Source organism: Pelosinus fermentans DSM 17108 (assembly GCF_000271485.2).
Classification (GTDB): domain Bacteria; phylum Bacillota; class Negativicutes; order DSM-13327; family DSM-13327; genus Pelosinus; species Pelosinus fermentans.
Window position 1 is genome coordinate 957,000 of the sequence record NZ_AKVN02000001.1, and the last position, 15,808, is coordinate 972,807.

Annotated in this window: 20 protein-coding genes; 15 read left to right on the forward strand and 5 right to left on the reverse strand. The window is 39.3% G+C overall.

All coding sequences use genetic code 11. From position 1 onward, the window contains the following. Nucleotides 1-255 precede the first annotated feature (255 nt). From fliB to FR7_RS04420, 3 genes are all read left to right on the forward strand, one after another. Nucleotides 256-1,500, forward strand: a complete 1,245-nt coding sequence (gene fliB / locus FR7_RS04410) for a flagellin lysine-N-methylase (protein ID WP_007952294.1) — start codon at nt 256-258, stop codon at nt 1,498-1,500. A gap of 133 nt (nt 1,501-1,633) precedes the next feature. Next, complete coding sequence (pseI, locus tag FR7_RS04415; protein ID WP_007952296.1) at nt 1,634-2,683, forward strand: pseudaminic acid synthase; 1,050 nt, start codon at nt 1,634-1,636, stop codon at nt 2,681-2,683. 366 nt (nt 2,684-3,049) lie between these two features. Further along, nucleotides 3,050-3,343, forward strand: a complete 294-nt coding sequence (locus FR7_RS04420) for a zinc-ribbon domain containing protein (protein ID WP_007952297.1) — start codon at nt 3,050-3,052, stop codon at nt 3,341-3,343. A 173-nt stretch (nt 3,344-3,516) separates the two neighbouring features. Here FR7_RS04420 and FR7_RS23095 read toward each other — a convergent pair whose 3' ends face one another. The 4 genes from FR7_RS23095 to FR7_RS04435 all read right to left on the reverse strand — a co-directional run bounded on the left by FR7_RS23095 (nt 3,517) and on the right by FR7_RS04435 (nt 4,814). After that, the gene (locus FR7_RS23095; RefSeq protein WP_082918271.1) at nt 3,517-3,720 is read right to left on the reverse strand and encodes a type II toxin-antitoxin system RelE family toxin; all 204 of its coding nucleotides are present in this window, start codon (nt 3,718-3,720) and stop codon (nt 3,517-3,519) included. 45 nt (nt 3,721-3,765) lie between these two features. Beyond that, nucleotides 3,766-4,020: a hypothetical protein gene (locus tag FR7_RS04425; protein ID WP_007952301.1), complete on the reverse strand. Its 255-nt coding sequence runs from the start codon at nt 4,018-4,020 to the stop codon at nt 3,766-3,768. A gap of 115 nt (nt 4,021-4,135) precedes the next feature. Further along, the gene (locus FR7_RS04430) at nt 4,136-4,429 is read right to left on the reverse strand and encodes a type II toxin-antitoxin system RelE/ParE family toxin (RefSeq protein ID WP_007930217.1); all 294 of its coding nucleotides are present in this window, start codon (nt 4,427-4,429) and stop codon (nt 4,136-4,138) included. 1 nt (nt 4,430) lies between these two features. After that, on the reverse strand, nt 4,431-4,814 hold the full coding sequence (locus tag FR7_RS04435) for an AbrB/MazE/SpoVT family DNA-binding domain-containing protein (protein ID WP_007952311.1): 384 nt from the start codon (nt 4,812-4,814) through the stop codon (nt 4,431-4,433). Nucleotides 4,815-5,327: 513 nt separating this feature from the next. Here FR7_RS04435 and FR7_RS04440 point away from each other — a divergent pair. From FR7_RS04440 to FR7_RS04470, 8 genes are all read left to right on the forward strand, one after another. Further along, the gene (locus FR7_RS04440; protein ID WP_007952313.1) at nt 5,328-6,362 is read left to right on the forward strand and encodes a Wadjet anti-phage system protein JetD domain-containing protein; all 1,035 of its coding nucleotides are present in this window, start codon (nt 5,328-5,330) and stop codon (nt 6,360-6,362) included. Continuing rightward, on the forward strand, nt 6,347-7,825 hold the full coding sequence (locus FR7_RS04445; RefSeq protein WP_007952315.1) for a hypothetical protein: 1,479 nt from the start codon (nt 6,347-6,349) through the stop codon (nt 7,823-7,825). The genes FR7_RS04440 and FR7_RS04445 overlap by 16 nt, the downstream gene beginning before the upstream one ends. Next, nucleotides 7,822-8,067 (forward strand): DUF6063 family protein, encoded by a 246-nt coding sequence (locus FR7_RS04450; protein ID WP_007952316.1) that lies wholly within the window; start codon nt 7,822-7,824, stop codon nt 8,065-8,067. The genes FR7_RS04445 and FR7_RS04450 overlap by 4 nt, the downstream gene beginning before the upstream one ends. Before the next feature lie 8 nt (nt 8,068-8,075). Further along, nucleotides 8,076-9,089 (forward strand): hypothetical protein, encoded by a 1,014-nt coding sequence (locus FR7_RS04455; RefSeq protein WP_237769500.1) that lies wholly within the window; start codon nt 8,076-8,078, stop codon nt 9,087-9,089. 27 nt (nt 9,090-9,116) lie between these two features. Next, a complete protein-coding gene (locus FR7_RS24110) occupies nt 9,117-9,356 on the forward strand; it encodes a hypothetical protein (protein ID WP_237769501.1) in 240 nt (79 codons plus the stop codon). A 180-nt stretch (nt 9,357-9,536) separates the two neighbouring features. Then, entirely contained in the window at nt 9,537-10,310 is a 774-nt protein-coding gene (locus FR7_RS04460; RefSeq protein ID WP_007952318.1) for a basic amino acid ABC transporter substrate-binding protein, read from the forward strand. Nucleotides 10,311-10,464: 154 nt separating this feature from the next. Then, nucleotides 10,465-11,232 carry a basic amino acid ABC transporter substrate-binding protein gene (locus FR7_RS04465; RefSeq protein WP_007952319.1) on the forward strand — a complete coding sequence of 256 codons (768 nt, stop codon included), beginning with the start codon at nt 10,465-10,467 and terminating at the stop codon, nt 11,230-11,232. A 243-nt stretch (nt 11,233-11,475) separates the two neighbouring features. After that, on the forward strand, nt 11,476-12,255 hold the full coding sequence (locus FR7_RS04470; RefSeq protein ID WP_007930247.1) for a transporter substrate-binding domain-containing protein: 780 nt from the start codon (nt 11,476-11,478) through the stop codon (nt 12,253-12,255). Between the two features lie 49 nt (nt 12,256-12,304). Here FR7_RS04470 and FR7_RS04475 read toward each other — a convergent pair whose 3' ends face one another. Continuing rightward, nucleotides 12,305-12,895 carry a hypothetical protein gene (locus tag FR7_RS04475; protein ID WP_007952321.1) on the reverse strand — a complete coding sequence of 197 codons (591 nt, stop codon included), beginning with the start codon at nt 12,893-12,895 and terminating at the stop codon, nt 12,305-12,307. 296 nt (nt 12,896-13,191) lie between these two features. On the opposite strand from FR7_RS04475, the gene FR7_RS04480 reads away from it, so the two are divergent. The 4 genes from FR7_RS04480 (at nt 13,192) to hpf (ending at nt 15,651) form a co-directional block, all read left to right on the forward strand. Beyond that, entirely contained in the window at nt 13,192-13,857 is a 666-nt protein-coding gene (locus FR7_RS04480; protein WP_007930249.1) for an amino acid ABC transporter permease, read from the forward strand. Further along, a complete protein-coding gene (locus FR7_RS04485) occupies nt 13,844-14,563 on the forward strand; it encodes an amino acid ABC transporter ATP-binding protein (RefSeq protein ID WP_007930250.1) in 720 nt (239 codons plus the stop codon). Before FR7_RS04480 ends, FR7_RS04485 begins: the two co-directional genes overlap by 14 nt. Before the next feature lie 127 nt (nt 14,564-14,690). Further along, nucleotides 14,691-14,888 carry a cold shock domain-containing protein gene (locus FR7_RS04490; protein ID WP_007930253.1) on the forward strand — a complete coding sequence of 66 codons (198 nt, stop codon included), beginning with the start codon at nt 14,691-14,693 and terminating at the stop codon, nt 14,886-14,888. A gap of 232 nt (nt 14,889-15,120) precedes the next feature. Beyond that, on the forward strand, nt 15,121-15,651 hold the full coding sequence (gene hpf / locus FR7_RS04495) for a ribosome hibernation-promoting factor, HPF/YfiA family (RefSeq protein WP_007952322.1): 531 nt from the start codon (nt 15,121-15,123) through the stop codon (nt 15,649-15,651). Nucleotides 15,652-15,808 lie beyond the last annotated feature (157 nt).

The following is a 15,808-nucleotide window of genomic DNA, read 5'->3' on the forward strand; positions in this document are numbered from 1 at the left end:
TTTATTTAGATATTATCATAGTAAGGGATTTTGATGGACTTGCATAGGGTTTACGAGTGATTTTATGTTATGGAAAATTATGATTTTCCCTTAAAGACTGTGCACATAAAGGCCAAAGCAGAGGTACCTTAAAGCAAGTTTATAATTGGCTATAGATGATGATTTCATCGTACCTTTTGGAATATTATAACAAAATATGCGAGCTATTTTTTAGGGATACAAATGTATGCATTAGGTTGGGGAGGTTACTTATTTATGTTATCAGGGAAAAAGATGTTTATTCAGCCGCAATATTTTAGTAAATTTAGATGCATTGGTACAGAATGTGAGGATACTTGCTGTAGCGGATGGAAAGTCATCATTGATAAAAACACATATAAAAAATATCGTGAATGCTCAGATAAAGATTTGCGTAGACAAATGGATAAACAAATAACACGTAATCGTGGTGTTAATGCTAATGATGATTATTATGCTAAGATAAAAATGGATTCTGAAAGCAACTGCCCATTTTTAAATAACGAAAGGCTTTGTATTATCCAAAAGAAGATGGGTGAAGAATATTTATCAAAGATCTGTAATAGTTATCCTAGGGAGTTGCGGTGCATTGATGGTATAATCGAAAGGTCTCTTAAACTGTCATGTCCCGAGGTTACACGGTTAGCATTACTTGATTCTGGTTTGATGGAGTTTAATGAAGTGGAAGATCAGTTATCCATGCACAATAATATAGTAGTAACTATAGATACTACAGATGCTAAATATAATAAAAGTTTGGAAAAGTATTTTTGGGCCTTGCGTATTTTTACAATAATTACTTTGCAAAAGAGAGACTACTTATTGTGGGAGCGCTTGATTATTCTAGGTCTTTTTTATGATAATGTGAATAATGCTGTGAATGAAAATAAGCTAGATACGATTCCTCAGGTTATCAATAAATATGAAACTATGATAGAGCAGGGGTTCTTACACGAAGAATTAAAGCAAATTCCAGTAAATAATGCTGTTCAGATGAATTTGATAAAAACATTAGTAGATGCAAGATGTAGTTTTGGCGTAGATACGAGCTTTGCAGATTGGATATCAAAATTTTCACAAGGTATTCAATATAATTCTGAAGATGACATAGAAGTAAATGCTGCTAGATATGAAGAAATCTATCGAAAATATTATGAGCCATACATACAGCACAAGGAATACATATTAGAAAATTATATGGTGGACTATGTGTTTAAAACAATGTTTCCACTTAGTGGCAAGAAATGTTGTTTTGATAGTTATATAATGATGATTGTTCATTATGCGATAATAAAAATGTTGCTTATTGGCATAGCTGGGTTTTATAAAGAAAAGTTTGATAATAAACAAATTATAAAGTTGATTCAGTCCTTTGTTAAAACTGTTGAACATAATCCATTATATTTAAAAAATGTTTTAAACTGTTTTACTGAAAATAAATTTACTTCTATGGCATATATGGCTATTTTGATAAAGAATTAATAACTTATAATTAAAATGGTGATTATATTTTTATTGGTAAATTTTTACGATAGAACATACAGATAACACATCCTGCCTTGAGGGGTATCCCTCTCAAAAGGGGATTTTAAAAAAGACTTTTCGGAGGTTAATTATGCAGCCAATTAAAATGCAACAATTTGCGATAGGTAAAGAATATTGTCCCTTTGTCATAGCAGAAATGTCTGGAAATCACAATCAATCACTAGAACGAGCATTGGCAATTGTGGATGCGGCGGCAGATTGTGGCGTACAGGCTCTCAAGTTACAGACATACACAGCAGATACGATGACCATTGATATTGAGGATAAAGAATTTTTTATTGATGATTCTGAGAGCTTGTGGAAAGGCAAATCTCTTTACAATTTATATCAGGAAGCTTATACGCCTTGGGAATGGCATAAACCAATTTTTGATCGCTGCCGTGAGCGAGGGATGATTGGCTTTAGTACTCCCTTTGATGAAAGTGCTGTTGATTTTTTAGAATCTCTGAATGTATCTTGCTATAAAATAGCTTCTTTTGAAATGACAGATTTGCAGTTGATTCGAAAAGTGGCTGCTACCGGTAAGCCCATGATCATATCTACGGGGATGGCAACTGTGGCAGAGATTGATGAGACGGTACGGGCAGCCAGACAAGGGGGATGCCAGGATCTTATTTTGCTTACATGTACTAGTACATATCCCGCGACACCAGCCAATACCAACTTAATGAAGATTCCTCATATGAAGGATTTATTCTCCTGCCAGGTGGGCTTGTCTGATCATACCATGGGGATTGGCGCAGCGATTGCTAGTATCGCATTAGGAGCGACTGTTATCGAAAAACATTTTACGCTATCAAGAGCCGATGGTGGTGTAGATTCCGCTTTTTCGTTAGAACCTGCAGAAATGGCAGCATTGGTTACAGAAAGCGAACGGGCTTATCAGGCACTGGGGCAAGTTAGTTACGGCCCGAGTAAGGCAGAGCAAGCATCTTTACAACATCGAAGATCCTTATATGTAGTAGAAGATATTCAGGCGGGTGAATTGTTTACCAAGCATAATGTACGGGCCATTCGACCTGGATTAGGTCTGCCGACGAAATATTTAGATTTAGTCATTGGTCGAAAAGCAAAAGAGGATGTGGGGCGAGGTACACCTGTGAGTTGGGAAATACTGTGATGCTATGGTGTTGTTCAAGATGTTTTTAGTAAAGGAACGCATTATAGGAGTCTTTTTTCTTGCAATTTATTTCTAATAAGCTTATAATATAGGTTAAGAACCTATTGCTTAGGTCTGTGGTTGAAAGTCGAGGCCAGTCGCAGGCGAAACGATCCACATAAGGAGTCCAAAGCGGCTCTGAGCATGGTGCGGTTTAGGGGTAAGTCCTGCCGAGTTATTAGCTACGTCAGCTAGATTCGAGAGTGGCAGTAGTGAGGAGATTGATTTCTTATTAGCGAACCTTCCAGCAGGCGGGTGTGGGGGCAAAGACCAGGTCAGCTAAGCAGTGTGGTCCTTTAGAATTCATAAGGTGAGGGGATTTCTTTAATGGCTTTTCAGGACAAAACTCTAAAATGTAAGGACTGTGGCGTAGATTTTGTGTTTACAGCAGGAGAGCAGGAGTTTTACGCAGAAAAGGGATTTGAAAATGAGCCTGCACGTTGTCGCGAGTGTCGCGATGCGAAAAAACGCAGTCGCGAAGGTGGCGAACGTCAAACATCACAACGGGAAATGCATGAGGTGATTTGTGCTGGATGTGGTATTACTACACAAGTGCCATTTAAGCCTCGTAACGATAGACCGGTTTATTGCCGGGAATGCTTCACAGCGCAAAGGTCATAAGTACGCAGCACTCGGATGAGAAATCATCCGAGTTTTTTTGTTGTATAAAGTAAGTGAGAACTGCCATTGGTGTGAGGTCTTGCAGCTTCGTACATGAAGATTGGTCTTGTTAAAGAATAGACGTAAAAAAGAGCAGATCCGTAAAGGTTTGCTCTTTTATATTTTATGGCAGGCTATCGATATATTTCCCGTCGATGTCCTATATGCAAAGCTAAGATGATAGCTTCGCTTTTTACTATTTCCAGGATAATACGATAATCGCCAACTCTGAGCCGCCAAGTATTAGGTATGCCACTAAGTTTTTTTATATCCTTCCCAATTAAGGAAATTTCCAATTCTAAAAGTTCGGTAATAAATTCGTTTGCAGGTAAATGCATCTAATTTTTCTAAATCTTTTTCGGCTCTTTTGGTAATGACTACTTTCATGAATCCAAATCTCTTATAAAATCGGTCAGTGGTCTGACATTACCAGCCTTAATATCTTTTTTTGCTGCGGCAATAGCTGCTAGTGCATTATCAGAAAGTGGTTCGTCATCAAGAGGAACATGATTTAACGCTTGCAGGAAAACTTGATCAGCTTTTTCAATCAAAAATTCCAGGAAGCGTTTGGCAGCTTCAGTTTCGCCATCAGGTAACGCGTCAATCAGCTTGTATAGATCTTGTTTTGCGGTACTCATGTTGGTACCTCCTTGCTGAAAAATATTTTACTTATTGTTACTGTATCATACTCGACCGATAGTAGCAAGGTTAAGGAGAAGAGAGCTGGTGCTTATGAGAGCACCAGCCTTTTAGTCATTTTATATAGCGTTTTAGAGTGTCCCAGAAGTTTTCACGGGTTCCTGCCATAATGACGATTACTTTTCCGCCATCAGTGAGATTGTAAATTCGATATGCGATTTCATAGTTGGTTTTGTTATAGTAGATATCATAGCCATACATGCCAGATAAATCGCCACTTTTCTCTTCGCCGATATAGGGATCTTTTTGAATCTCTTCTAGTGCATTTTTATATTTTTGCTTCAGGTTCTTATCTTTAAGTTTTTTGAAATATTTTTCGGCTGGGGGTAAGAAAATAAGCTGATACATATTAATTATCTGTATTGAAGATTTCTTGGAATTTATCTTGGCTGTGGCTGGTCAAAGCAGTTTTATCTGCTTCGGTGATTAATAATTCGACAGCAGGACGAACCTTTTGGTTCATTTCTGTAAATTTAGTAAGTAATTGTTCGCCTGATAATCCTTGAGCGACAAGATCACTCAGAATTTCTACAGCAAATTCGCCTGTGAATTCAGGAGAGATGGGTTTTATGATTAACGCCCCATCTTTAATATAGCAATCGACTTCATTAGATATTCCTAACATTTCATGGAATTTAACAGGAATAGTAATCTGACGTTTGCGGGAAACGCTAATTCTCTTTCTGTCCATGGCTTCACGTCCCAGTATATTTTTAGTAAGGATTCTCGTCATTATTATATACCTCCGGTCAAAGAAAGATGCATGTCAAATTTTCTTTGTTTCTTTGATTTTTATTATACATGTTTTCAGGAGCGATGGTCAAGGGGCAAGTCTGGTAAGGCTAGGTAAGGGAGCTTGTGTGTGTACTGTTTAATGCCATCGTGCTTGAAATGCAAAACTGTAAGCGATCAAGTAAAATCTACCCAAAATGGGCACTAAAAAAGCTAGTATTGATGAGAGAGGGGGAAAAGTGAAATAAGACGGTTACAATACAGGTTATATTTTCGATTCGTTTTAGAAAGTCTCAGAATGTTTGTATTAGATAAGAGAAGATAATTTTGTGTAGCAGCAGGAATTTACTCTTGTACAATCGAAATAAAGCGACAGGTGTAGTATTATGACTGAATTACGGTAATAATGTGTATATATTTCTTATTACGTTGCTGGTAGCTTCCATGCACATCCAGTGGGCAGACTAAAGAGCAGAAAAGCCGTATATGGAGAATTGAAAAAGGATGAAGTGATATGAGAGTAGTAACAGAGGAGTTAGTGTTGCATTTTTTACAGAAGTATCCTCGTCGCACGATTTCTCTTGTGGAGATAGAAAATGTAATTCCAGGTGGGATCGAATATCGAGATTTTGCAGATAGTATGAAGAGGTTGATGGCAGATGGAGTCGTGGTTCCGATTTCCAGTCAAGGGACGAATCAAGCCCAGCCGCCATTGCCGATTCGATATCGCATCCATAAGCAGAAAATGCAGGCTGACTTTTTTGAAAGAATACGAAAACGTCAGCTTTCTTTGCATCCTGGCATCAATATAGAACATTATTTTAAAGGATCAGAAGCTAAGTGGAATAGGGAGCAGGTATGGCTGGATCAGCTGGATTCTTATCTGAAGGCTTTTGGTCTGCCAAAGACGGAGACTTCTGTATGGGAGCGTTCCTATGAGATTATGGGAGATGAGAAATGGATTCGGGATGGCGGCGGCGGTGCTTTTTTGCAGCAGGTTGGTGTATATGAGAAACTGCAAATGATGGAGCTTGCTGAGCCTCTCCGGTTTGCACTCAATCCCAGGCGTATTCAAGATGCGCAATGTTATCATTTAATTGTGGAAAATAAAACGACTTATGACGCTTTGGTGGACATTTTGCCTGAGACGGATCTTCTTACGCTGATTTATGGTGCGGGCAAAGGTTTTTTGAATAGTATCACCCAGTTGGAGAAACAGCTGCATCTGGAAGGTGCTTCGCATACGTTGTATTATTTTGGTGACCTGGATTTTGAAGGCATCACCATATGGCACTTATTGAATCAACGTCGCCCGGCCTCTTTGGCTCTGCCCTTTTACCAGGCTTTATTGGACAAGCCGTTTCATCAGGGAAAAGAAAATCAGCGTAAGGATCTTAGAGCCTATGAACAGTTTTTGCAGAGTTTTTTAGCTGCGGATCAGGAAAAAATCCAGAATCTTTTTGCCAAACAGGGCTATTATCCCCAGGAAGCCTTATCGATACAGGATTTGCAGCATATGGGGAGGACCACTCAATGGAAGAGTATTTAAAAGATACGACGAAAGGTTTTGGGGAACGCTTTAGACGGTTGGCTATTTTCACGCCTTTATTTTCCCTAAAAGGCAAGCGAAAAAGTGCGGTGCTGCCTTTTGACATTGATTGGTTTAGTTTAGGATTATTGACGTTGCTCTTTTTCTTTGAAAGCAAGCTGCATCGCCAAGGGAGAAAAGGCCGTCAGGAACTTGCTGATTATTTATATGAAGCAACCCAGGGGCAGATTGGTGCTACGCGCGCTCACTATGATCTGATCACGGAGACCATTATGGATACCTTTCGGGACCCGATGGGCAAGCGTCATAATGAAGTTTTTTTCAATTGGGAGACTGGTACTCAGGAGGTCGTTCAATTTTCCTTATTAAAGACGGATGCTTTTGATCAGGACAATAATCGGCAATATTTTACCTTGGATGAAGCAGGGTTAGAGCTGATCTTTGCGACGAAAGAATATTTTAGTGAGTTTCGGATCTCCATTGCCCAGCTTTTAATTCGCAAGCAGCTGGAAAAGGGTGAGTTCGCAAGTGCCTTGCATGAAATCCATGAAATGCGCATTGCCGTGCAATCTCTGCGGGATCATATTCAACGTTTGGGATTAGAGGTAACTCGCAATATTATTTCTGATGATACCTATGGGAAATATGCGAAGACCATCGAAAACGTGTACGAAAGGCTGACACGGGAAGATGAAGAGTTTCGTGAGCTGTATGGTTTTGTTAAGGAAACAACGGCAAAAATTCAATTTGAGAGCCAGGAACAAGTCGATGAGGAGGCTCGCCTTCAGATTGCTCAGGTGTCGATTGAATTGGGTGAGGTGCACCAACTGCATCATGGCTTATTGTATAATGTGATGCAGCTGAAGAACAAAGCTTTGGAAGCGGCTCGGCAGGCGCTTTTCTCAGCGGGGATTCAAAGCTTTAATTTTGATCAGGAGATTGTATCCAGGATTGTGTCTTCGCCCCTGCCGGAGGAAGCGGTAAAGGGATTGGTACATCCCTTTACCCGATTGCATCAGCAGACCAGTTGGTCTTTGCTGGCCCTTTTATTTCCCCAGCGGCTGCAGCGAAGCGACCAGGAGGAAGAAACGGCAGCTTATCCTGAGATGGAAGAGGAGGAATATCGTCAGCACACTCTGCAGCAGGAAGAAAATTTTAGCCGCATTATGGAGGAAGTGATTCAGGTCATGGATGGCAAGGATTCTATGGAATTAAAAGATATGGTATCAGGTTTGCCGGGAGAGCTTTTGCAGCATCGTTCTTTCTATGATTTTTGGCTGTTGCTCCATCAGCGGAGTCCTGTTGTAAAGGGCGTGGGGGAAGGCAAACATGTTTTGGATAAAGCCTTAGCCCTGTTAGGGGATGACATTCTGGAAGTTGGGGAAAAACCAGAACTTTTACAAATGACAGAGCAGTATACACTACAGAATATGTGCTTTACGAGGCGGAGGAAAGATGGATGAATTATGAACAGCAGGATATTGTAAAGGCTTTTCAACTCTATACTCGTCTGGCAGCCCAAGGGTTTATTGCTGAGGAAGATGTGGAATATTATCTCATGCACGAGGATGTACAGAGCTTATTAGAACAGTTTGTTCACTATGTAGATGCCATATTGGTTCAACTTGCTGCACCCGCAGGGAAGAGCGGGAACGGTTTTACCAGGAGAAGTTTGCTGCCCAGGTTCATGTTTTTACTGAATTAGTATCTGTGGTGAAAGAACAGTTGTCCTGCAATCGGACTAGGGTTGAGGAAGAATTGGCAATGACAGCAGGAAGTCATCAACAGTTGCAGCAGGAAATGGAAAAGTGGCAAAAACTGATTACCAAGATGGAAACTCGAAATGGGAAATTGGAATTTTTGACAGAAGCAGTTGTCGTTACGTCCTTAACAGGAGAAGAGGTTCAATCCTTTCCTTATGAAAGTATCGGGATGGTGGCTGCTTTATTGGAGGCTATGGAAGCTTCTTATGAAGAGCTGGCAGCCAGTAAACGGATCGTGGAGCAGGCTAAACTTCATTTTGAAAAGTTTTGTCATCATTCTAACTTTCAAAATGAAAAAATGCGGCAAAGTATTCTCAATGGTATCCGGCAAAAACAAAGCTATCAGCAATTAGTGATTTGGGAGAAGGAACTAAGACACCACATTCAAGGGGCCAATCGAGTGGCCGAGCAAAATATGCAGGCCTACAATGAAGATATTAAACATTTTATTAATCAGCTTCACTTGCATCTCATCAGTATTTGTGATGAAATGGGGCTGATTCAAAAGATGACAGGGGTAAAAGTTGAGGAGCATTATAAAACGATTTATGAAATAAAGACACCTGTATGGGAAGAAAGCGCTGCTAAAGAAAAATTGCTGGAGCATTTGGAATGGATGACCGAGCAATTGGCAGCAGATAGTTACAAGCAGGAAGATGGCATGGAGGATAGTAAAAAGATACGAAAAAATATTGAGAACTGGCTGAGTCCTTCTTATCTCTTTACCCGGATTAGTCCTAATAAGAATTTTACGGTAGGGGTACGCAAAGTGTCCAATGATAGCCGCATCAGCAACTATCCTGTGGATTGGGCTACGTCGAATAGTTGGTCGGGGGGAGAAAAGTGGAGCAAGAATATGGCTCTGTTTTTAGGGATTCAAAGTTATTTAGTGGAAAAACGCCAGCCCAGCAGGCAGAGTAAGGGTCATAGCCGCACAGTGGTGCTGGATAATCCCTTTGGATAAGCTTCCAGTGATCATGTACTAGAGCCGGTGTTCTTTATTGCTGAAAAATTGGGGTTCCAGGTCATTGCTCTTACGGCTCTGGCAGAGGGAAAGTTTCTGCGGGATTACTTCCCCATTATTTATAGCTGCCGACTGCGATCAGCAGTGGGTGGCGAGACATCCGTCATGAACAAAGAGCTCCATGTCAATCATGCCTTCTTCCAGGATAAATACCCTCAAACTCTAACACGCCTTGGGCAAGTCAAACAGATTGAGTTATTGAGCTAAATAAAAAAATGAAAACCAATGAACCGCGAAGATATGAAATAGGTATCCCTTTGTGTATTTCGCGTCTTTGCGGTTCAAAGTGTTTTCTTTTAAAAATACTCCTGCTATAATATTGACTAAATATGCATAAACAATGTATAATTATAAAGAAATTGAGAATGTAAGCAGGAGGGTTATTCTATGTCAAAGAAAATCATGTCATTATTAATTATCGTGGTGCTGATTGCATCATTTGGTTTGGCTGGGTGCAGTAAAGAGGGAGCATCCACTGCGAAAGTATTGAAAGTGGGTACGGATGCAGGTTTTGCTCCATTTGAGTTTCAAGATGAAAAATCAAAAGAATATGTGGGTTTTGATATGGATTTGATTAAAGCCTTAGGTAAGCAAATGGGTTATGAAGTACAAATTCAAAATATGAATTTTGATGGACTGATTCCTGGTTTAGAAGTGAATAGCATTGATGCAGTTGCTTCCGGTATGACTATTACAGAGGCTAGAAAGCAAAAAGTGAATTTTACCAAGCCTTATTATCAAGCTGGATTAACCATCGTAGTGAAAAATGACAATAATACGATTAAGAACTTTAAAGATTTAGAAGGCAAGAAGATTGCAGTGCAGATTGGTACGACTGGTGCTGCAGAGGCAAAGAAGATTAAAGATGCGCAGGTGCGTGAGTTTAATAATGCTCCCGAAGCCTTTATGGAATTAAAAGCTGGCGGTGTAGATGCCGTTGTGAATGATAAACCTGTGAATGAATATTATATTGCCCAATCAGGCAGCAAAGATGCCAAAGCTGTTGGCGAGCCTCTGCAAGCTGAAGAATATGGGATTGCCGTTGCCAAGAAGAATACAGAGCTGGCAGGTAAATTAGATAAAGCTCTTGATGAGCTGAAAAAAAATGGCGAGTATGAAAAAATATACGTAAAATGGTTTGGTAAAAAGCCAGGAATATAACCTGATAAAAGTATAATGTATACATTGCGGGACTGGGTGAAAACCGGGTCCCTTTTGCTATATTCTATAAAAAAAGTATTGACTAAATATCCAAGGCGTATGTATAATTATGAACATTACAAGATTACAAACAAATAGCGGGAGGAAAGAAAAAATGTCTAGAAAAATACTATCCTTGTTCATAATTGGAATATGTATCTTATCTTTAGGATTGGTAGGCTGTGGTAAGCAGGAAGCGAAACCGGCCAAAGTTTTGAAAGTCGGATCGGAAGCGGCTTTTGCTCCTTTTGAGTTTCAAGATGAGAGTACAAAAGAATATGTGGGTTTTGACATTGATTTAATTAAAGCCATTGGCAAGCAAATGGGTGCCGAAGTACAGATTCAGAACATGGGATTTGATGGATTGATTCCTGGTTTAGAGGCTAACAGTATTGATTTGGCTATTTCAGGAATGACGATTACAGAAGAACGAGCCAAGAAAGTAAGTTTTTCTAAGCCTTATTATAAATCTGGTTTGACGATGGTTGTAAAAACTGATAATACGAGCATTCAGTCTTTCAAAGATTTAGAAGGCAAAAAGATTGCTGTTCAATTAGGTACGACTGGCGCAGATGAAGCTAAAAAAGTAAAGGATGCACAAATTCGTGAGTTTAACAGTGCTCCAGAAGCCTTTTTAGAGCTTAAAGCTGGTGGTGTTGACGCTGTTGTAAATGATAAACCGGTAAATGAATATTATATTGCCAAAACCGGCAGTAAAGATGCTAAAATGGTCGGTGAACCTCTAACTGCTGAGGATTATGGTATTGCAGCTTCAGGTAAGAATAAAGAGCTGATTGACCAAGTTGACAAAGCATTGGAAGAATTAAAAAAGAACGGCGAATATGAAAAAATTTACGTAAAATGGTTTGGTAAAAAACCCTAATCCAATCATCGTACATAAAGACAAAAAGAACACACCCCGTCACTGCGTGCCACCCCTCTCAAGAGGGGATTTTTTTTACTCTTCGCATCTTCGCGTTTCAAAAGGGTTTATTTTTGTCACTCGAAGAGTGGACATTTAATAAAGTGTATTATTTTGATAATACAAAAAATGCTTGATGATTCAGAAAAAAGATGTAAAATAGTAGAAGGTAAACAAATAGAGTTGTTATGGGAGGTTATTTGATTGTCGAAAAAAATGCTGAGTTTGATGGTAGTCGGAATTTTGGTATTATCCTTGGGTTTAGTTGGCTGTGGTCAGAAGGCTGCAGATACGGACAAGGCCAAAGTACTTAAAATTGGTGCAGAGATGACATTTCCGCCTTTTGAGTTTCAGGAAGAGGGCAATAAAGAATATGTTGGCTTTGATATGGATTTGGCAAGAGCAGTGGCAAAGCAAATGGGCTACACTGCAGAAATTCAAAACATTGGTTTTGATGGTCTGATTCCTGCATTGGAAGCAGGCAATATTGATATGATCGTATCCGGTATGAGCATTACAGAAGAACGTAGTAAAAAAATAGCGTTCTCCAAACCTTACTATAAATCTGGTTTGTCCATTGTAGTTAAAGGGGACAATAATTCGGTTGCTAGCTTTAAAGATTTAGAAGGTAAAAGAATTGCTGTACAAATTGGCACCACAGGTGCTGAAGAAGCTAGAAAAATAAAAGATGCAAATGTACGGGAATACAATAGCAATTCCGAAGCATATATGGAACTAAAAGCTGGCGGTGTGGATGCAGTAGTGAATGATCTGCCAGTGAATGAATATTACTTAACAAAAAGCGGCGAGAAAAATGCCAAAATTGTTGGCGATATCGTCAATGCCGAGGAATATGGCATGGCTGTAACGAAGAAAAACACGGAGCTAGTGGAAAAAGTAAATAAGGCAATCGATGAGTTAAAGAAAAACGGCGAATACGAAAAAATTTATGTGAAATGGTTTGGTAAAAAACCACAACTATAAATAATGAAGAGGCTGCCTCAAACGCTTGAGGCAGCCTCTTCATTATTCCTTACCATATGAGAGGAAACTTATATTCTGAATCACCTTCATCATTTTCCCTGTTAATGCCTCCTATATCAAAGCGATAGGATAAGCCCCAATAAAAACCATCACATTTTTTATCGTTAAACTTTGAAATCCGGTATGTAAAATTGGTTTTTAAATCATCAGTCAGCTTATAGCTTAATCCCACCTGTGATTCGCGGAAATGACTGCCAACGACCTGGGACACATAGTAATCCCAGTCTTCATTGAGAAAACCGTTCGTTGCTCCTCCAAAAAAAGACTTATTATGAGAATCCATTGACACATTGCCAACTATGAATCGCGAATTGGGGCCAAAATTAAATTGGGCGTAAGTTTCATTTGTCTTGTAGCCAGCAGACCGCCAATTCGTTTTTTCGAACCCAACTGTCAGTGAATGTGTAATTTTATAGTCAAAGTTAAAATTACTCCCACTATCACTACTGTTATGAATCATGAAGTCTACATTAAGATCTCCAGTTTCCAAATTCTTAACTGGAGCAGCCAACGCGGTGCCAAGCATGAGATAGGTGCAAAAAAAAGATACTACAGCTATTTTTGTTCCTTTTTCCAACATGAGAAAATCCCTCCTAACGATTTTAATGAAACTTACAATTATATCAATTATCGTTGTTCTTCTTTGTTTTTTGCTTTGAAAATAAAAATGACAGCGTTCAACTCCTCTTCGTGTTCTTTGCATCTATTCGCGCCTTCGCGTTTCACGTTTTTTTGTTTATTTCTAAGTGACTTTAAAAACCATATTTTAAAGAGATCCACGTTTCAATAGGATTGACAGCATTGTCCTGTGTGTTTATAATCATAGTGTTGCGTTATTATACACGCATACATATTTTTGAATTAAGGGTGAAGACTATGAACTTTGATTTTGATTTAATTGTGCGTTCCTTTCCCCTTTTACTAGTCGGTGCAGGGGTAACGGTGCAAATTACAGCATTCAGTGTGAGTCTGGGTTTGCTAATTGGAATGTTTGTTGGAATTGCACGTTTATCCAATACTTGGATTATTAAAGCATTAGCTGCAGTGTATGTGGATTTTATTCGCGGCACACCGCTGTTAGTGCAGATTTTTCTTATTTATTTTGCACTGCCCATTATTGTAGGGCAGCGGATTGATCCTTTTATTGCTGCGATTACCGCTTGCAGTATTAACAGCGGTGCCTACGTGGCAGAGATCTTCCGCGGCGGAATTCAATCCATTGACAAAGGGCAGATGGAAGCAGGACGTTCTCTTGGTATGACTTGGGGACAGACCATGCGCCATATTATTTTGCCTCAGGCTTTCAAGCGCATTATCCCGCCTTTAGGAAATGAGTTTATTGCAATGATGAAAGATTCTTCTTTGGTATCGGTAATTGGTTTTGAAGAGCTTACGAGAAGAGGGCAGTTAATTATTGCCCGCACCTACGGGTCTTTTGAAATATGGTTATCTGTAGCATTTATTTATTTGATTATGACCTTCACAATTTCACGTTTGGTAGATTATTTGGAGCGGAGGTACAAAATCGATGATAAGCATTAAAAATGTTCATAAACATTTTGGCAAACTCCATGTTTTAAAAGGGATTAATGCTCATATTGCAGAGAAAGAAGTTGTCGTTATCATTGGACCCAGTGGTTCAGGTAAGAGTACATTACTCCGCTGCATTAATTACTTGGAAGAGCCAACAGAAGGCGAAATTATAGTGGATGGCATTCCTCTTACGAATGAAGCCAATATTAATAAAGTGCGGGAAGAAGTAGGGATGGTTTTTCAGCGCTTTAATTTATTTCCTCATAAATCAGTATTAGAAAATATCATCCTGGCGCCTATGACTGTGCGAAAAACACCAAAGTCTGAGGCGGTAAAAATTGCCCAGGATTTACTTGTAAAGGTTGGACTGGCTGACAAGGAACATGCCTATCCGGAGCAGCTGTCAGGTGGACAGCAGCAGCGGGTGGCGATTGCCAGAGCATTGGCTATGAAACCGAAAATCATGCTGTTTGATGAGCCCACTTCTGCCCTTGATCCGGAAATGGTTAAAGAAGTGCTGGATGTTATGAAATCCTTAGCTCATGAAGGAATGACAATGGCGATTGTTACTCATGAAATGGGCTTTGCCCGGGAAGTTGGGGATCGGGTTCTTTTCATGGATGAAGGACGCCTTGTGGAAGAAGGCACGCCAGAAGAGATTTTCTCTCATGCGAAAGAAGAGCGAACTAAATCCTTTTTATCTAAAATATTGTAAGAAAAAGGATGATTTCTTATAAATTCCAGGCTGTGCGATTTGACACACATATCCAGGAATGTTATACTTTAGATAGTGGTCACGTGGTTGGCCTCAGTTTATTGTTTATTTTAGGAGGAGTTTCATAATGATTGGTAAAGTAAAATGGTTTAGTTCTGAAAAAGGCTATGGTTTCCTTGAAAGAGAAGATGGCGGCGATGTATTCGTACATTTCTCAGCAATTCAAGATCAAGGCTTCAAAACTTTAACTGAAGGTCAACAAGTTGAGTTTGATATTGTTGATGGCGCACGTGGACCGCAAGCAGCTAACGTTGCTAAAGCTTAATAGATTTTGAGCAAATATACCCGGCTATTATAGCCGGGTTTTTTGATTATATATAACCCTTTGTGTACTTTGCGCCTTTGTGGTTCAATTCGTTTTATATCTTTTAGAGAACGTGTCGCATTCTCTTATAGTACTAATAGATATAATTATCGAAATAGTTAAAATTTATAAAGGACTTTAATATCTGTATGGAGAATGATACTTATAAGACACTGAAAGGAGATGGGCGATTATGGCAATCATAGTACGAGGCAAAAATATTGAGATTACACCAGCACTAAAGGAGTATGTAGTAAAACGCACTAGTAAGATTACGAAATACTTCGATACTCTAGGAGAGATTACAGCTATTTTGGCTGTAGAAAAAGGTCGCCATATAATTGAATTGACTGTGCCGGTTAATGGTATGATTCTCAGAGGCGAGGAAGCCACTGCTGATATGTATACTTCCATTGATCTAGTTGTAGACAAAATTGAAAAACAAATTGAAAAATATAAAACCAAAATTTCTCGCCGCATGAAAGCCGGTACCTTTAAAGGGGAATTAGTTGCTGCTACTGCCGCTCCAGAGGTAGAAGAACTCCATGTTGTGAAGACGAAACGATTTGCTGTTAAACCGATGGATATTGAAGAGGCTATTTTACAGATGAATCTTGTCAATCATGATTTTTATGTATTTAGCAATTCGGAAACAGAAGAGGTCAATGTAGTATATCGCCGTAAAGATGGAAGATATGGTTTGATTGAACCTGATTTTAACTAAGGAATAGATATGGCTCTAAGGTATAGTTAAAATGAAAAAATAAGTGCAGAGTTAAAAGAGTAAGCACAAGGTAACCACGTGAAACAATGTTTCATGTGTGTACTTTGTGCTTTTTTTATTCAATCACAAAAATCCCCTCTTCTGGCATGAGGAAGGG